The sequence below is a fragment of the Rhizobium sp. KNZ14-9A genome (assembly GCF_056755015.1).
In genome coordinates this window covers 2040661-2056805 of sequence record NZ_JBPGXB010000004.1, presented here as the reverse complement: position 1 = coordinate 2056805, position 16145 = coordinate 2040661, and the positions used below count along the sequence as shown (strand labels likewise).

Genomic DNA, 16145 nt, shown 5'->3' with positions numbered 1-16145 from the left:
TTCCCTGATGGAAGCGACTACTCTCCCAGTTGCCGGCGCGCTCTCATTGCTGATCGTCTGGCAATGGGTGTTACCGGCGCTCGGCGTTCCGGCCTATATCGTCCCCACGCCACTCTCGGTCCTGCGCACATTCGCCAGTGAATGGCGGGGGCTCGTCCAAAACGCGCTACCCACCTGGTACGAGGCTCTTCTTGGCTTTTTTCTCGGCAATCTGACTGCAGTGATCCTTGCCATTGTCTTCGTCTACAGCCCGCGTGTCCGGGCGGCATATTTTCCCGTCGTGCTGCTCTTTAATACCATTCCGGTTTTGGCCCTGGCGCCGATCATCATTCTCGTCTTCGGTCTCGGCATTTTACCCAAGGTCGTGATCGCCGCCCTCCTTTGTTTCTTCCCGACGCTCATCAACATGGTCCGCGGCCTGACATCGGCGACAAGCAACGAGCTGGAGCTCATGCATGTTCTATCGGCAAGCCCCTGGGAAACCTTCTGGCGTCTGCGGGCTCCACGATCGGTGCCGCTTCTGTTCGCCTCACTGCGGATTTCGGCAACGACCTCTGTGATAGGCGCGATCGTGGGGGAATGGATCGGATCAGATCGCGGACTTGGCGCCGTAATCATCCAGTCGACGTTCAACTACCAAGCCGAAAGGCTCTTTGCGGCGGTGTTGCTTGCCTCGCTGTCCGGCATCATCTTCTTTGCGATCGTTGGCCAAATCGAGCGGATCTTCCATCGGCTGGCATCGTCCTGAACTCGGTACGTCCTTTGAGAGGCAGGGACGTCTGAATGGATTTTGATCTCATCGTGCAGAATGCCCAAGCTGCCAGATAGCCTCAGCGGCTTGGCGGGCGTCCGGCAACGGTCGATGGGGCTGCCTATGCGCCGATCACCCCAAGCCCATGATTGAGTGGAGCGATCAGCGCTCGCCTTTGACCTGAATGAGATAGGGTGGTGTCAGGCCTGAGGGCATGGCGGGCAAGTGCTGGAGGATCTTCAGATTGGGGTCGAGCGCCCGGCGCAGGTGATCTGAAAGTGCTGCGCAGGCCTTCTCGATATCGCCGGCGAGCAGCGCGTCATAAACGCGCGCGTGCTCTGATATCATCATGAAAATTTCCGTTTCGGTGCGCAGCTTGGCGAAGGTCGAGTGGGTGGCGATGAGAACGCGTTGGCTGCGGCGCACGGCCGCAAGAAGCACCGTATTGGGGCAGGGCGCGAGTGAATCGAGATGCAGGTCTGCTTCCGCACGCTCCAGCTTTTCCGGCGCCTGTGGATAGGGGCCGAGGGATTCCAATCTCTGCCGGCGCTCCTCAAGACCCTCCTTCTCAAGGAAAGGATAGGCCTGGCGCAGGGCTTCCGGCTCCAGCAGGCGGCGCATGTCATAGTGATGGCGGAAGACCTTGGCGCTGAGTGGGCCGGCATACCAGCGGTTATTGCTGTCCTGTTCGATGATGCCGCTGCGCTCAAGCTGGGTCAGCACTTCATGGGCGATGGTACGGCTGACGTCGTAGTGCTGGGCAAGTGCTGTCTCGTTCAACAGAAAACGGCCATAGGCAAGACAGACGGCAACGGCATGCTCGACTTCCGGATAGATCTGCTCCCGGCGGTTGACGACCGGTACGGTCAGCGAATGCGGCAGGTCGAGGCCCGCAGCAAAAAGGTCGCCGCGCTGCGGCTCGCCGCCCGGAACGACATAACCACGCCCTTCGAAGGTCCGGATCAGGCCTTCCGACAGGAGCCGCGCCAGCGCGATACCGGCTGGAATACGGCTGACATTGAAGGCGCGCGCAATGCTTGCCTGCCCGAGAATGAGGCCAGGCTCCAGCGCACCCCGCTCCAGATGGTCACGAAGAACCTGATAGATCGTCAAATAGATCGGCTCGGACCGCACAGCCGTGGCTGCGGTTTCAGCCTCCACCCCGCTTGCCATCGTCATGTCTGTTCCAAAGGCCGTCTGCCCATTCCCCGATGCGCCCGATCAGTTTGCGGGCGGTTTTTCCTGCACGATCCATGATGAAGAAACCATGGATGGTTCCCTGCCACTCCTCGTAACAGACGTCATTTCCGGCAGCAATCAAGCGCTGTGCATAAGCGCGGCCCTCGTCACGCAGCGGATCGTGGTCAGCGGTGATCAGCAGGGTTGGTGCCAGGTGCGAAAGATCACTGGCGAGCAGCGGCGAGACGCGAGGGTCGGAGGGTAGCGTGTCGCCCGAAAGATAATGTTCCGCAAACCAGATCATCGTCGACTGTTGCAGGGAAAAGCCGTTCGCGAATTCCTGGCGGCTTTGTGTCTTGCCGGAGAGATCGGTAGCCGGATAAATCAAAACCTGCCCGGCAATCGGGATGGCGAGATCGCGCGCCCGGATCGCAAGCGATGCGGAAAGACTGGCGCCGGCGCTGTCGCCCGCAAGGATCACCTTGCCTGCATCGAGTGCAAGCGCTTCGCCATTTTCCTGAAGCCAGAGAAGTGCCGTCTCGGCGTCCTCGAAGGCCGCCGGAAACGGCGCTTCCGGCGCCTTGCGGTATTCGACAGACAGCACATTGGCGTGGGCGGCATTGGCGAGCGTGCGAACCGGCCCGTCATGGGTCTCGATGCTGCCGACCATCCAGCCACCGCCATGGAAGAACAACATGGTCCGCGTGGTGCCGGCCACGCGGTAGAGCCGCGCCTTCAGCCTGACGTCGCCGCTTGGAATCTCGACATCCTCAATGCCGGAGACCGCGTCCTTCGCGCCCCAATGAAGGGCGAGCCGGATTTCGGAATCGGCGCGCGCCTGTTGCGGTGGGAGCGTCTCCATCGCAGCTCCGCCAAGCGCGTCCTGATCCTCCAGCATGGTCCGATATTCCGGCAGAAGCCTCGATCGGTCGACACGCGCCCCGTTCTCTTGCGGCTCCATCAACTCCTCCTCGCCGATTGCCTGGTGCGATGGAAAGGGAAGATGACAAAAAAGTCAATAATCGAATATTGCATGCGATATTCGATCGTGTTAGCGATTGGACATGGCAATGCTGGAAGAGGACCGGACTTGCCCAAAACGGGAGGATGTCATGACAATTCGCAGTCTCATTGCTGCAGGCCTTGCATGCTCCGTGGCAGTCGCGCCGCTCAGCGCTTTCGCCTCGGACAACAAGATCGCCCTGGTTCCGGGCGGTCCGCACCCCTATTTCGCGCCATGGGAACAGGCTGCCGCCGATGCCGCCAAGGATTTCGGCATCGCTGCAGTCGAGTACAAAGTGCCGAGCGAATGGAAGCTGGAGGCGCAGACTGAGCTTCTGGAAAGCCTTGCGGCACAGGGTACCAATGGCTTCGGCGTGTTTCCGGGTGACGCAGTCGGCGTCAACGCCATATTGTCGGAAATGAAGAGCAACGGCATTCCCTCGGTGGCACTTGGCGGCTGCGCGCAGGATCCGACCGATGTCGGGCTTTGCCTGGCGACCGATGTTTCGCAATCGGCCTATCTCGGCACCAAGGCGCTGATCGAGGCGATGGGTGGCAAGGGCACGATTGTTCATCTCGCAGGCCTGCTCGTCGACCCGAATACGACGCTGCGCGTCAAGGCGGTCGAAAAGGCCGTCGGCGAGACAAATGGCGCCGTCACCCTGCTGCAGACGGTCGGCGATACCGACAGCCAGGAACAGGGCGACCAGAAGATCAATGCCCTGCTTGCCGCGCAAAAGGACAAGATCAACGGCCTGATCGCCACCGGCTATATTTCCTCAGTCGTGGCTGCGACCGCGCTCAAGAACCTTGGCGACAAGAAGATCAAGCTTGTCGGCATCGACGATGACAAGATCATCCTTGACGGCATCCGCGACGGTTTCGTTGCCGGCACCATGGCGCAGAACCCCTATGGCCAGGCCTATATCGGCGCCTATGTGCTCGACCAGATGGCAGCAGGCTGCAGCGTGAAGGCGGACGCCCCTTGGATCGCCACACCTCAGACGGCGCATTTCGTCGATTCCGGCACGCTGCTGATCTCGGAAAAGAACGTCGACAGCTACAAGGACGATCTGAAGGCGCTGACGAAGAAACTGCAGGGGAGTTTCAAGGACACCTACCTCTCCTGCAAATAACGAGAGCGGCGCGGGGTCGAATCTGCCCTGCGCCCGATCATTCCTGTTCCACGAGACCGGTCATCCCAGCGCATGGCACCCATCGACAATGATAGCCCCGTCCCAGATGCAGGCAGACACAGCCTGCTGGGATTGCTGACCAGGGGGCCCGCGCAGCTCGGCCTGCTGATCATCCTTCTGATCCTGTGGGCCGTCTTCACCAGCTTGGCGCCGGGCTTCCTGTCGCGCTTCAACCTGAATTCCATGGGCCGCTCGGTCGCGATCGATGTCGTCGTCGGTTTCGCGCAGATGGTAGTGCTGGCGACCGGCGGCATGAACCTCTCAGTCGGCGCGATCGGTGTCTGCTCCGTCATGGCTGCGGGCTATCTGATGCAGACGGCAGGCCTGCCCATTCCGCTTGCGATCATCCTGACGCTCGCCTTCGGCGGCCTTCTCGGCGCGCTGAATGGGCTTGCGATCGTCAAGACCGGCGTCAACAGCTTCATCGTGACGCTCGCCAGCGCCAGCCTGTTTTCCGGCGGCATGCTGATCTTCACCAAGGGCGTGCCGCTGAACGGTTTGCCGGCGAGTTTCGGCGCCTTCGGCCGCAGTGGCATCGGTCCGGTGCCGTCGCTGGCGGTCGTAGCACTTTTCATCGGCGCCCTGCTCTACATGCTCTTCAAGCATACCGTGCTCGGCCGGCAGATCCTGGCTGTTGGTGCCAATGCGCGCACGGCGGAAATGTCGGGCGTCCCTGTCGGACGGATTACCGTCTTCGTGCATGTGCTCTCGGGAATGCTGGCCGCAGCAGCAGCCTTGATGCTGACGTCACGACTGTCAGCGGCCATGCCCGGCGTTGCCGGCGACGATTGGCTGCTGCCCTCTTTCCTTGCCCCCGTCATCGGCGGCACGGCGCTTGCCGGCGGAATGGTGTCGGTGGTTGGTACGATCCTCGGTGCAATGCTGGTCGCAACCATCCGCAGCGGCCTGCTGGTGCTGCAGGTCGGGAATTTCTGGCTGCAGCTCTTCCTCGGCATCTTCCTGCTCTCGGCGATCCTGTTCGAACGCTACCGGACGAAGCTCGCAATCCGCGAACAGACGAGGCGCGCATGAAGACGCTGATTTCCCTTGCCGCAAGGACACAATGGTCCGGCATCCTGGTCGGCGTCATCGCCGGCGGCATCGCGCTCGCCTTCGCCTCCCCCGCATTCATGACGGAATTCAATTGGTTCGTCATGCTGCGCAGCATCTGCGTATCGCTGCTCGTCGCCTTCAGCCAGATGGTCATGCTGGGCGTCGGCCAGATGAACCTTTCCGTCGGGGCGCTCGGCGGGCTCGTCGCTGTCGTGACCGGCGGACTTATGGATGTCTGGGGACTGCCGGCCATCGCCGCAATCATTGTCGGCCTCGCCTTCGGCGGTCTTGCCGGTTTTATCAATGGCTGGCTGACGGTGCGCACCGGCATCAACGGCTTCATCGTCACACTCGCGACCGGATCAGCCTTTGCCGGCATCAATCTCGGCATCACCAAGGCCATTCCCTTCTACAATCTGTCGCCGGCCTTCGTCGCCTTCGGCAATGGACGCCTCGGTCCCTTCCCGCTGCTGCTGATCGTACCACTGGTGGTGACCGTGCTGCTCGTCATCTTCTTTGCCCGCACGGTCGAGGGACGCTACATGCTGGCGGTCGGAGGAAATGCCCATGCGGCGGAGCTTTCGGGCATTTCGGTCGCCCGCGCGACGATCATGGCGCATGTGCTTTCCGGCCTGCTGGCCGCAACTGCCGGCGTGCTCGCCGTCGCCCAGCTCGGCTCAGCGCAGCCGACGATCGGCGCAGATTGGGTGGTCATTTCCTTTGCGGCGCCGATCATCGGCGGAGCGAGCCTTGCCGGCGGCTCGATCTCCATTCTCGGCACTCTCATCGCCGTGTTGCTGGTCGGGCTGATCCAGAATGCCATGGTGCTGCTGGCGGTCGATCCCTACTGGGTGACCTTCCTGCTCGGCGCGCTGATCCTCGCCGCCGTCTGGGTCAACCGCTACCGCGCAGTCCGGGTCGGGGAGGATTGAGATGGCACTCATTCTGGACCGGATCGGCAAGTCCTTCCCGGGCGTGCGGGCGCTCAACAATGCGTCTCTGACCCTCAATGGCGGCGAGATCCATGCGCTGATGGGCGAAAACGGCGCCGGCAAATCGACGCTGATCAAGATCATCACCGGTGTCCATCGGCCAGACAGCGGGACAGTGACGCTGGACGGCACGCCTCTATCCCTCTCATCGCCCCGCGATGCAATCGCGCTCGGCATTTCGGCGGTGCATCAGGAGCGTAACCTGATCCCTCGCTTCTCGGTGGCCGAAAACATTCTCCTGGAGGGGCTGCCGGTTCGAAACGGACTCGTCAATTTTCGCCGCGCCAACGAACAGGCGCGCGAACACCTTCGCAAAGTCGGCCTCGATGTCGATCCGGCAATGGAAGTGCGCCGCCTCAGCGTCGCCCAGATGCAGATGGTGGAGATTGCCAAGGCGCTCAGCCACCAGGCCAAGGTTCTGCTGCTCGACGAGCCGACGGCATCGATCACCGATGCTGAGACCGAAATTCTCTTCAGGCTCGTGCGACAACTGCGTGATCAGGGAACCGCGATCCTCTTCGTCAGCCACAAGCTCGAAGAAGTTTTGAGCCTTTGCGACCGGGTCACGGTTCTGCGCGACGGAGAGACGACACTGCGTGGCGCGCCGATGGCCGGCATGACACGGCAGACGCTGATCGAGGCGATGATTGGCCGCGCGGAGCGGCCGGTGATTGCCCGCTCCGGCAAGCCGCAGGAAGGTGCACCAAAGATCGAGCTTCGCGATGTCGCGACAGCGACCGGCCACGGCAATATCTCTTTTTGCCTCCGTCGCGGTGAAATCCTCGGCCTCTACGGCCTCGTCGGTGCCGGCCGCACTGAGCTCGTCCGCGCTATCATCGGCAAGGACAAGCTTAAGTCGGGCACGGTTCTGATCGACGACAAACCGGTGCGTATCGGCTCGGTGGAGGAGGCGATCAAGCGCTTTCGCATGGGCTATGTCAGCGAAGACAGGAAACATGAGGGGGTCATCCTCGCTCATCCGATCCGTTCGAATATCGCCATGACCGTCTGGGGCAAGATCGCCTCGACCTTCGGCCTGATCGGCGCCGGCCAGGAGCGCCGGATCGCCGCACCACTTGCCCGGCAGCTGGAAATCCGCACGCCCAATCTCGAACAGCTCGTCGGCAATCTCTCGGGCGGCAACCAGCAGAAGGTGTCGCTCGCCAAGTGGCTCGCCGCCGATGTCGATATCCTCTTCATCGACGAGCCGACCGTCGGCATCGACATCAAGGCCAAGGCCTATATTCACGAGCTGATCAACGGGCTTGCCGACAAGGGCATGGCGATCCTGCTGATCTCCAGCGACATGCCGGAAATGGTGGCGCTCGCCGACCGCATCCTCGTCATGCACGGTTTCAAGATCGTCCACGAACATGAAAACGACCGCAAATATGAGACGGCAAGCCGCGCCATCATGTCGGCAATCCACGCGGCCGAACCCGCCCAAACCCGCACGGCACGCTAGGAGGAACCATGGCCCGCATTGAAAAGATCGAATTGCGCATGGTGGACCTGCCGCCGAAGGTGAAGCGTACCGACGCCATCCAGAGCTTCGTCAGCCAGGAAACGCCAATCGTCACCATCACCGATTCCGACGGTGCTTCGGGTACCGGTTATTCCTACACGATCGGTACCGGCGGCTCCTCCGTCATGCGCCTTCTGTCGAACCATCTGGCGCCGCTCTTGATCGGCGAGGATGCCGATTGCATCGAGGCGATCTGGCACAAAATGGAATTTGCCACACATGCAACGACGATCGGCGCGATCACGGCGCTGGCGCTGGCGGCCGTCGATACCGCACTCTGGGATCTGAGAGCCAAGAAGCAGGGCCTGCCGCTCTGGAAACTTGCCGGCGGTGCCAAGGAAAGCTGCCCGCTCTATACGACCGAAGGCGGCTGGCTGCATATCGAAAAGGAGGCGCTTGTCGAAGACGCCTTGCAGGCGAAAGCGAAGGGTTTTAGCGGTTCGAAGGTGAAGATCGGCAAGCCGCGCGGCGCTGAGGATTATGCCCGTCTGTCTGCCGTGCGCGCCGCCCTCGGCGATGGCTTCGAAATCATGACCGACTGCAACCAAGGCTTTACCATCGATGAAGTGATCCGCCGGGCAGAACGGCTGAGGGAACTCGATCTCGCCTGGATCGAAGAACCACTGCCGGCCGACGATCTCGACGGCCATATCCGGCTGTCGCGCTCGACCGCGACGCCGATTGCCGTCGGCGAATCCATCTATTCGATCCGGCATTTCCGCGAATATATGCAGAAGGGCGCCTGCTCGATCGTACAAGTCGATGTCGCCCGCATTGGCGGCATCACACCCTGGCTGAAGGTTGCGCATGCGGCCGAAGCCTTCGATATTCCGGTCTGCCCGCATTTCCTGATGGAGCTGCATGTCAGCCTGGTCTGCGCCATCCAGAACGGCAAATATGTCGAATACATTCCGCAGCTCGACGATCTGACCACCAAGGGCATGGAAATCCGCGACGGCCGCGCCATCGCCCCCTCCGAACCCGGCATCGGCATCGAATGGGACTGGGATGCCGTCAAGAAACGCAGCATCGCCGAATTCACGACAGAAATTACCCAAGGGCGGTAGCAATATGCAGCGCATGGGCATGGTGATCGGCCTGGAGCCGGACAGGGTCGCAGACTACAAGGCACTGCATGTGGCCGTCTGGCCGGAGATCCTGTCACTGATCTCGGCCTGCAACATCACCAACTATTCTATCTTCCTGAAAGAGCCGGAAAACCTGCTATTTGGCTATTGGGAATATGTCGGTGACGATTTCGAAGCCGATATGGCGAAGATGGCCGCCGATCCGGCAAATCGGCAATGGTGGGCGGCCTGCATGCCCTGCCAGAAGCCGCTTGCTACGCGCAAGGACGGTGAGTGGTGGGCGATGATGCCGGAAGTGTTTCACTTTGATTGAACCGGCGTTGCTCAGGCGCCCGAAACAGAACGCTTCCGGGATCCATTGAATTGCAATTCTGCCATCATTGCATTATGCGCAATCAACGATATCAGGAGGCCTTTATGGCCAGCATCACCATCCGCAATATCGATGATGCGCTGAAACGGCGCCTGCGAATCCGGGCTGCGCGCCACGTCCGGTCCATGGAAGAGGAAGCGCGCGATATTCTTCGATCGGCACTGGCCACCGGCGAGACACCACGCAACCTTGTTCAATCCATCAGGGCACGCGTTGCACCGACTGGTGGCGTTGACCTTGATATTCCCGCACGTGAGCCTATTCGTGACATGCCGGACCTCGAAAAGTGATCATCCTCGATACAAATGTTCTTTCCGAGCTGCTGGTGTCATCCCCGAGTCCAGCCGTCATCGACCGGTTGGCCGAGCAGGGCCCAGCTTCTGTATTCACGACGTCTATCACCGAGGCAGAAATCCTGTACGGATTGCGTTTACTACCCGGAGGTCGCCGCCGTCGGGAGCTAGAGGCCACAATAATACGATCTTCAATGAGGATCTTGCAGGGCGTGTCCTACCCTTCGATCGCGAAGCAGCTGACGTCTATGCCACTATAGCGACTAGGCCGCGCGCTGCCGGTCGCCCCATCAGCACAATTTGATGCACAAATCGCAGCCATAACCTTATCTCGTTGCGCGTCGCTTGCGACGCGCAACGAAGCCGATTTCGAGAATATCGGCCTGGCGGTCGTGAACACGTGGAAGGCAAGCTGATCTAAATAGGCGATCTCATCAGGGCCGGGGTCGGTCGGTTGCAAATTTTCCGACTATCCACGCCCAGGCCCGCCCTATCCTTGCTGATCATTCTCGTCAGTGCGGTGGTGCTGCTCGACGTCCGGCAGGCAAGATAATTGCCGGGCCGCATCGCGATTGCGACAGCTTTGCTTATTGAACCCATTCAATACGCTCTGTCGAAACCAAGCTCGAACCAATCCATCACATCCGGGGAGACAAGGTCTTTTTTCGATAGGCCATTCAGCATCCACTTGGCATAGCTATCGCCTTTGGATGGCCGTCCAATCTTCAAGCGCTCGGCAATCTGCAGGGCAATGATGGTTTGATCCCTCGAACTCAGGAGCAAAGGTAATCGGCTCGCGAGGCTCGTGCTGCTTCTCCTCTTTCCATCGAGCACCCCGGCCACGCAACCGGTGAAATAGCCAGCTCTCTTCGCCCTTGGAAACCAGGTGCTGCCGTCGTCATAGGCGGGTGTACTCAGCATCTCGCGGATGGATTTATCCGGCTTGCCCCAATGGAGCACGGCGTCAAGCTGATCAACCACCTCAGGCGTTCTGTCGCTTGCGAACATGACGCGCATATATTGGCAAAGCGCCGGCGCGCCCCTGCTTCTTTCGATCTCGATACTCACGCCGTCGGGATCGGCCATGATCGCCGCACCGAGGTCATTGAGGATTTTTTTCCGTTTGTGCTCATCGAGAGCGGCGAGATCGCGCCTGTTCCGGATGAAGTCGCTCCAGACCGAGACGGGCTGGCTCTGCGCCATTGTGGCGACCACCGATGACAGCAGCACAGCAGCGACAAGGACTGCGTGCCTGCAAGCGGATTTTATCATTCTGCGAAGCCCCGGTGATCTCACCTTCGATCTTGTTCAGCCTGCATTATTATCCAGATTCGCAGGCCACACGAAAGCTTGCCATCAGCTCTTGTCCACCTCGACGGTTGCCGTCAGCCCGGCGATCAGCCTGACATCATCAGGCACATTGTCGATGCTGATGCGCACGGGCACGCGCTGGGCAAGGCGCACCCAGCTGAAGGTGGGGTTGATGTTGGCGAGAAGGCCGGTACCGGCGGTGCGTTCGCGGTCCTCGATGCCGGTTGCTATGCTTTCGACATGGCCGCCAAGTCTCTGCGACTGGCCCATCAAATGGATCGAAACCTTGTCGCCGGGATGGATGCGCTGCAGCTTGGTTTCCTCAAAATAGCCCTCGACACGCAGGGAATCGGTATCGATCAAGGCAATCTTGGCGGTTCCGGCGCTGACATAGTCGCCCGGGCGCAGGCTGAGATTGGAGACCGTTCCATTGACCGTCGCCTTGATCTCCGAGCGTTCGAGATTGAGCGCAGCGAGATCGCGGTTGGCGGTCGCCTGGCGGAAGGCGGCCTCGGCCTGTTCTTCGGCCGTCTGCGCTTGTTCCTTCTGCTGCAGGGACGCGGCTTGCCCGAGGCGCTCCTGGCGCTCGCGCTCACGGTGTGCCTGGTCGAGCGCAGCCTTGCTGCCTTCGAGTGCCGCTTCGGATTGTGCGAGCGCGATCGAGAAACGTGCGCGGTCGACGCGGAAGAGGATATCGCCCGTCTTCACCGCCTGATTATCGGTGACGAGCACCTCGCTTACGAGGCCGGAGACATCGGGCGCGATCCCGACGACATCGGCGCGCAGTCGCGCATCGCGCGTCCAGGGCTCGTCCATATAATGGCCCCAGAGCCCGCGGCCGACGAAGACCGCAGCGACGACCATGGCAAGAGTGACGATGAGGCGACCAATGAATTTCAGGGAGTTCATGCGAAATACCAGCGTGTGAAGGAGGAAACGGCTCCAAGGACGAGCACGTAGAGGGCGAGGTCGAAGAGACCGCGGTGCCAGACGAGGGAATAGGCACCGAGCCAGGCCAGCATCCGTCTGATGACGATGATCAGCATCAGGCTCAGCACCATGAGAACGAGGAGGCGTGGGACATAGACGCCGTAAACATCAAATTCTGCGGGCATGACAATTACTCGGCGGCAAGCGGGAGGAGTTGCGGCGCAGCCTCGGCCGCGTGCCAGCTTGCTGGCGGGGCTGCGTCAGGGAAAAGAGCGCGTCTGAGGCCGACGAGGGCGTCGATGCTGTCGGCGCCGCGCCTGTTGTCTTCGAGCGCGATGATTTTGAGGCTGTCGTCGATCGATTGGCGCAGGCCGTCCTGCGGATCGAGCGCCCGACCGGCCGCAATACGGTCATGATAGAACTCGGCGACGCCGGAGAGAACCGCGCCAAGCGATGCGGCGCTCGCGCCACGCAGTCTCTTGCGTTCGTTCTGCAGCATCAGCACGTTGAAGCCGATGCGCACTTCGGCAAAGCCATCCACCTTCTTCAATTCGCGATCCTCGACGACGGCAAGACGCGGTACGAGCTGGCCGAGGCGATCGAGAATGCGGCCGGAAAGCCGCTGGTGATCGGCGCGGCGTTCGCCTGCCGCCGTCTCGGCAAGATCGGTCCAGCCCGCCCGCACCAGCCGCCAGGCGGCAAGCTCGGCGCCGAAGGGACGGGCAATCAGCGTCCAGACCAGCGCAAAGCCGATACCGGCAAGGGCCGCGATCGCCTCATTGGTGAAGCTGGTGAAATCCGACGTGTAACGATCCTGCAACGCGATGAAGGAGGCGCTGTTTACGGTCAAGAGCATGGCCAACATGTTGAACTGCGGCTTGGGGATCATTAACCCCAAGAGCAGGAAGGGCGGAGCGAAGACAAGAACCAGGAGCTCGTAGCTGTTGACCATCGGCAGGATGCCGAAAATATAGACGAAGGAGATGATGAGACTGATGCCGCACCAGATGAACATCGAGGTGATGAACGGTGCCGGCCGATCAAGCGCTGCGAAGAAGGAGCAGGCAACGGCTGCCATGGTGACGAAGCCGGCGCCATTCTGCCAGCCGCTATAGATCCAGAACAGGCAGGCGACCAGAATGCCGGCTACGACGGCGCCGGCCTGGAAGGCGAGCAGCGCATAATCGAAATGCCTGATACGGCCGACGATCTGGCGATGGCGAAAGGCCGGCCGCCAAGGACCGGAATGTTTGCCGCTGATGATTTCGTCGCGCAGCGTCAGGCAATCCTGCCAGAGATCCACGATCTCCTTCAGCCGCGCCAGCGCACTGGAAAGCAGCAGGTCGCCCCAGCGCCGATCCGGGTCGGCCTCGCGGAGACTTTCGATCCGCTGCGCCAGCTTTTCAGTCGTGTCGTCAGCTTGAGATTTCGCGCCGAGGCTCAGCCAGTCCGCGACTTCGTTCAGCAGGCAGATCAGATCTTTTGGCAGCACCTCGCGCTCGGTCTTCAACGCATGAAGACGATCTGCGAGCGAGGAGAAGAGCGGCAGCAGCATCAGGAGACGGCCGCGCACTTCACGCGAATGGCGTACGATATCGCGGCTGCCCGCATCGTAACCAAGCTGGCTGATGATGAGGTCGAGGCCGGTGACGTCGGCGGCAAGCTTCTGCCGTTTCAAGGGCGTTGCCGGCGTCGCACCCTCGCCGCGCAGAATATCATTGGCCCAGCTGCCGGCATCGTCAAGCCAGGTGGAAATGCGCTGGCCGAGCACGCTGCGCACACTGGTCGGGAAGACGACGGCACTGACGAGGCTGGCGCAGACGATGCCGATAATGATCTCTTCCGAGCGGGCAAGGGCTGTGTCGAAGATGGTGTCAGGCGAACCGACGGACGGTAGCGCGATAAGCGGCAGGGAATAGCCGGCCAGCATGAAGACATAGCTGCGCGAAGAGCGGTCCAGCATCGAGATGAACAGCAAAGTGCCGGTCCAGAGCGCGATGACGATGCTCAAAAGCTCCGGCGCATTGACGAAGAGCGGCACGAAGAAGACGGCCGCACTTGCGCCGAGAAGCGTGCCGAGCGCGCGATAGAGGCCCTTCGAACTTGTCGCCCCCGCAAGCGGATTGGCAACGACGTAGACAGCCGCCATTGCCCAGTAAGGCCGCGGCAGGTCCAGGGACAAGGCAATGAAAAGGGCAAGCATGGAGGCGAGGAAGGCCTTGGCCGAGAAAAGCCAGTCCCGCCAGGAGGGAAGGGTCACGATGTTTCCTCAAACTGCTGTGCAACCGCCGCAACCTGCGACGGGTTGATCTCTTCGAAGGCCTGCAGAACGCGGACCGCCGCTTCAAGATCGGCTTCACTGACATTCGCGAGGATCCTGCCGCGCAGGTCATCGAGAACGGTCTCCATCCGGGTTGCGAGGCTCTGGCCCTCCTCCGTCAGCCAGAGACCCTTTGCCCGCCTGTCGATCGGATCATCCTTGCGCACCACGAGACCGAGCGCTTCCAGCTGGTCGAGCAACCTGACCAGAGAGGGCCCTTCGATGCCAACGTGATTGGCCAGCACGACCTGGCGCACACCACCGCCCAAACGGCCAATCCACAGCAATGGCGCTGCGCAGGCTTCCGAGATGCCGTGGGAGGTCAGCGCAAGATCCACCGCCCGGCGCCAGCTGCGGCCGGTCGACAGAAGGTTCGCGGTGAAAACGCGCTGAAGGGACGTAAATGATTGCATGTCATTCTAGTAGCATTAAAATAGTTAGGATTCAAACGATATTCTAAAACGAGCGGAAATTGCTCCCGACGGATGTCCGAAGACAGCTGGCGTCAGGATGGAGATGAGCAGGAATTGCCTTACCTGGAGGAAGATTGCAGGGCAGCGACGCTCGCCCTCAGCCGGGGTGCGGCGAAATCCAGAAAGTGGCGCATTTTGAGCGGCATCTGGCCACGGGCGAGATGGACCAGGTGGATGGGAGCGGGCTCCGGTTCGAAGTCTTCAAGCACGAGTTTCAGTGCGCCGGCCGCGACTGCCCCTGCGACCTGGTAATAAAGCAGCCTGGTGATGCCGGCGCCGCGGATGGCGGCCTCGGCCGCCGCCTCGGTCGTGGTGACGGAAAGTCGCGGGCTGATCGACACCTCGATGACCTTTGCTGCTCCGACCTTCCGGAACTGCCAGCCGGCGGTTGGCGTCAGGATCTCGACGCTGATGCAGGGCAGGCCCAGAAGATCGGCTGGCTCCTTCGGCACACCGCGGCCGGCAAAGAAGGCCGGACTGCCGCAGACGACCCTGCGAACCGTACCGACGCGCGTGGCGACCATGGCGCTGTCGGGCAAATTGCCGATGCGCACGGCCATATCGACATGCTCGTCGACGAGATCGATATTGCGGTCCGCCAGTATCAGCCGCACGTTGATCGCCGGAAAGATGGCCAGAAAGTCCGTCACGACAGGCAGTACGTGAAGGCGGCCGAACTGCACCGGAGCTGTGATCACCAACTCGCCCTTCGGCATGGCGAATTCGCCGGATGCCTGACGTTCGGCCTCCTCCACCTGCTCGAGGATTCGTCTGGCGGCATCGACATAGGTCGTGCCTGCATCGGTCAAGGCGATCCTGCGAGTGGTGCGGGTCAAGAGCTTGGTTCCGAGCAGCGTCTCCAGATCGGTGATCTTGCGGCTCAGAGTCGGCAGGGGAATTTTCAGCGAACGGCTGGCCGCCGACAGGTTTCCCCTGTCCACCACCTCCAGCAACATCGACATGGCTTCGAACCGATCCAAACCACTCTTCCATTTTCCGGTAAAATTACTTTCATTTTAAGTATATTCTCTTGGTGAATGGAAATCGACACATTTGCGTCAACAAGCCAATCACGGTTTGGCGGCAGCGAAGGAGATCTCCATGTCCCGTATTATCATTCCCGCCAAGGACGATGCACCAGAAGCAACAAAACCAACGCTCGACGCCATCCAGAAGACGCTGGGCTCGGTTCCGAATATCTTCCGCCTTATCGCCAACAGCCCGGCCGCGCTGACCGCCTTCACCAGCTTCCAGAACGCCCTTTCCAGGACACTCGATGTCAAGACGCGTGAACGGATCGCTCTGGCCGTCGCTGAAGTGAACGGCTGCGACTACTGCCTGTCGGCCCATACCTATCTCGGCCTCAACCTTGCAAAGATCAGCCCGGAAGAAATCGCCCTCAACAGGAAAGGTGCCTCTGCCGATGCCAAGGCGAATGCTGCCGTCGGCTTTGCGGCAAAGATCGCCGAGGCGCGTGGTCATGTCTCCGACGCCGATATCGCGAGCGTCCGCGCCGCCGGTTTTTCGGATGCGCAGGTCGTCGAAATCGTCGCTCTGGTCGCCGAAAACTCTTTCACCAATTATCTGAACGAAGTCGCCAAGACCGATATCGACTTCCCGGTCGTGTCCGCTGCCAATGCCGCCTAATGGATGACGAGC

17 protein-coding genes and 1 pseudogene are annotated in these 16145 nt (G+C 61.0%); 10 read left to right on the top strand and 8 right to left on the bottom strand.

All coding sequences use genetic code 11. The annotated features are described in order from the left end of the window. Positions 1-7 precede the first annotated feature (7 nt). Positions 8-748: an ABC transporter permease gene (locus ACR9ZQ_RS39750; protein WP_481431001.1), complete on the top strand. Its 741-nt coding sequence runs from the start codon at positions 8-10 to the stop codon at positions 746-748. Between the two features lie 165 nt (positions 749-913). On the opposite strand, the gene ACR9ZQ_RS39745 is transcribed toward ACR9ZQ_RS39750, so the two are convergent. Beyond that, on the bottom strand, positions 914-1930 hold the full coding sequence (locus tag ACR9ZQ_RS39745; RefSeq protein ID WP_481430673.1) for a GntR family transcriptional regulator: 1017 nt from the start codon (positions 1928-1930) through the stop codon (positions 914-916). Next, the gene (locus tag ACR9ZQ_RS39740; protein WP_481430672.1) at positions 1902-2891 is read right to left on the bottom strand and encodes an alpha/beta hydrolase; all 990 of its coding nucleotides are present in this window, start codon (positions 2889-2891) and stop codon (positions 1902-1904) included. Before ACR9ZQ_RS39740 ends, ACR9ZQ_RS39745 begins: the two co-directional genes overlap by 29 nt. A 151-nt stretch (positions 2892-3042) precedes the next feature. Here ACR9ZQ_RS39740 and ACR9ZQ_RS39735 point away from each other — a divergent pair, with 151 nt between their 5' ends. From ACR9ZQ_RS39735 to ACR9ZQ_RS39700, 8 genes and pseudogenes are all read left to right on the top strand, one after another. Next, a complete protein-coding gene (locus ACR9ZQ_RS39735) occupies positions 3043-4068 on the top strand; it encodes a sugar ABC transporter substrate-binding protein (RefSeq protein ID WP_310380460.1) in 1026 nt (341 codons plus the stop codon). 72 nt (positions 4069-4140) lie between these two features. Next, positions 4141-5160 (top strand): ABC transporter permease, encoded by a 1020-nt coding sequence (locus ACR9ZQ_RS39730; RefSeq protein ID WP_310380458.1) that lies wholly within the window; start codon positions 4141-4143, stop codon positions 5158-5160. Further along, positions 5157-6113, top strand: coding sequence for an ABC transporter permease (locus ACR9ZQ_RS39725; RefSeq protein WP_481430671.1), 957 nt, complete (start codon positions 5157-5159; stop codon positions 6111-6113). Before ACR9ZQ_RS39730 ends, ACR9ZQ_RS39725 begins: the two co-directional genes overlap by 4 nt. A 1-nt stretch (position 6114) precedes the next feature. Continuing rightward, entirely contained in the window at positions 6115-7638 is a 1524-nt protein-coding gene (locus ACR9ZQ_RS39720) for a sugar ABC transporter ATP-binding protein (protein ID WP_481430670.1), read from the top strand. An 8-nt stretch (positions 7639-7646) separates the two neighbouring features. Beyond that, positions 7647-8765, top strand: coding sequence for a mandelate racemase/muconate lactonizing enzyme family protein (locus ACR9ZQ_RS39715; protein ID WP_481430669.1), 1119 nt, complete (start codon positions 7647-7649; stop codon positions 8763-8765). Positions 8766-8769: 4 nt separating this feature from the next. Then, positions 8770-9099 carry an L-rhamnose mutarotase gene (locus ACR9ZQ_RS39710; protein WP_481430668.1) on the top strand — a complete coding sequence of 110 codons (330 nt, stop codon included), beginning with the start codon at positions 8770-8772 and terminating at the stop codon, positions 9097-9099. Positions 9100-9203: 104 nt separating this feature from the next. Next, the gene (locus ACR9ZQ_RS39705) at positions 9204-9449 is read left to right on the top strand and encodes a FitA-like ribbon-helix-helix domain-containing protein (RefSeq protein WP_310380449.1); all 246 of its coding nucleotides are present in this window, start codon (positions 9204-9206) and stop codon (positions 9447-9449) included. Then, positions 9446-9868 (top strand): annotated as a pseudogene (locus tag ACR9ZQ_RS39700) (PIN domain-containing protein). The gene ACR9ZQ_RS39705 and the pseudogene ACR9ZQ_RS39700 overlap by 4 nt, the downstream one beginning before the upstream one ends. 184 nt (positions 9869-10052) lie before the next feature. On the opposite strand, the gene ACR9ZQ_RS39695 reads toward ACR9ZQ_RS39700, so the two are convergent. From ACR9ZQ_RS39695 to ACR9ZQ_RS39670, 6 genes are all read right to left on the bottom strand, one after another. Beyond that, on the bottom strand, positions 10053-10655 hold the full coding sequence (locus tag ACR9ZQ_RS39695; protein WP_481430667.1) for a hypothetical protein: 603 nt from the start codon (positions 10653-10655) through the stop codon (positions 10053-10055). A 153-nt stretch (positions 10656-10808) separates the two neighbouring features. Continuing rightward, complete coding sequence (locus tag ACR9ZQ_RS39690; protein WP_310380444.1) at positions 10809-11672, bottom strand: efflux RND transporter periplasmic adaptor subunit; 864 nt, start codon at positions 11670-11672, stop codon at positions 10809-10811. Further along, a complete protein-coding gene (locus ACR9ZQ_RS39685; protein WP_025668935.1) occupies positions 11669-11878 on the bottom strand; it encodes a DUF1656 domain-containing protein in 210 nt (69 codons plus the stop codon). The genes ACR9ZQ_RS39690 and ACR9ZQ_RS39685 overlap by 4 nt, the downstream gene beginning before the upstream one ends. Before the next feature lie 5 nt (positions 11879-11883). Next, positions 11884-13953 carry an FUSC family protein gene (locus ACR9ZQ_RS39680; protein ID WP_310380441.1) on the bottom strand — a complete coding sequence of 690 codons (2070 nt, stop codon included), beginning with the start codon at positions 13951-13953 and terminating at the stop codon, positions 11884-11886. Further along, positions 13950-14426, bottom strand: coding sequence for a MarR family winged helix-turn-helix transcriptional regulator (locus tag ACR9ZQ_RS39675; protein ID WP_310380438.1), 477 nt, complete (start codon positions 14424-14426; stop codon positions 13950-13952). The genes ACR9ZQ_RS39680 and ACR9ZQ_RS39675 overlap by 4 nt, the downstream gene beginning before the upstream one ends. A gap of 119 nt (positions 14427-14545) precedes the next feature. Continuing rightward, positions 14546-15466, bottom strand: coding sequence for a LysR family transcriptional regulator (locus tag ACR9ZQ_RS39670; RefSeq protein ID WP_481430666.1), 921 nt, complete (start codon positions 15464-15466; stop codon positions 14546-14548). A 121-nt stretch (positions 15467-15587) separates the two neighbouring features. On the opposite strand from ACR9ZQ_RS39670, the gene ACR9ZQ_RS39665 reads away from it, so the two are divergent. Then, the gene (locus tag ACR9ZQ_RS39665) at positions 15588-16133 is read left to right on the top strand and encodes a carboxymuconolactone decarboxylase family protein (protein WP_481430665.1); all 546 of its coding nucleotides are present in this window, start codon (positions 15588-15590) and stop codon (positions 16131-16133) included. Positions 16134-16145: the final 12 nt, after the last annotated feature.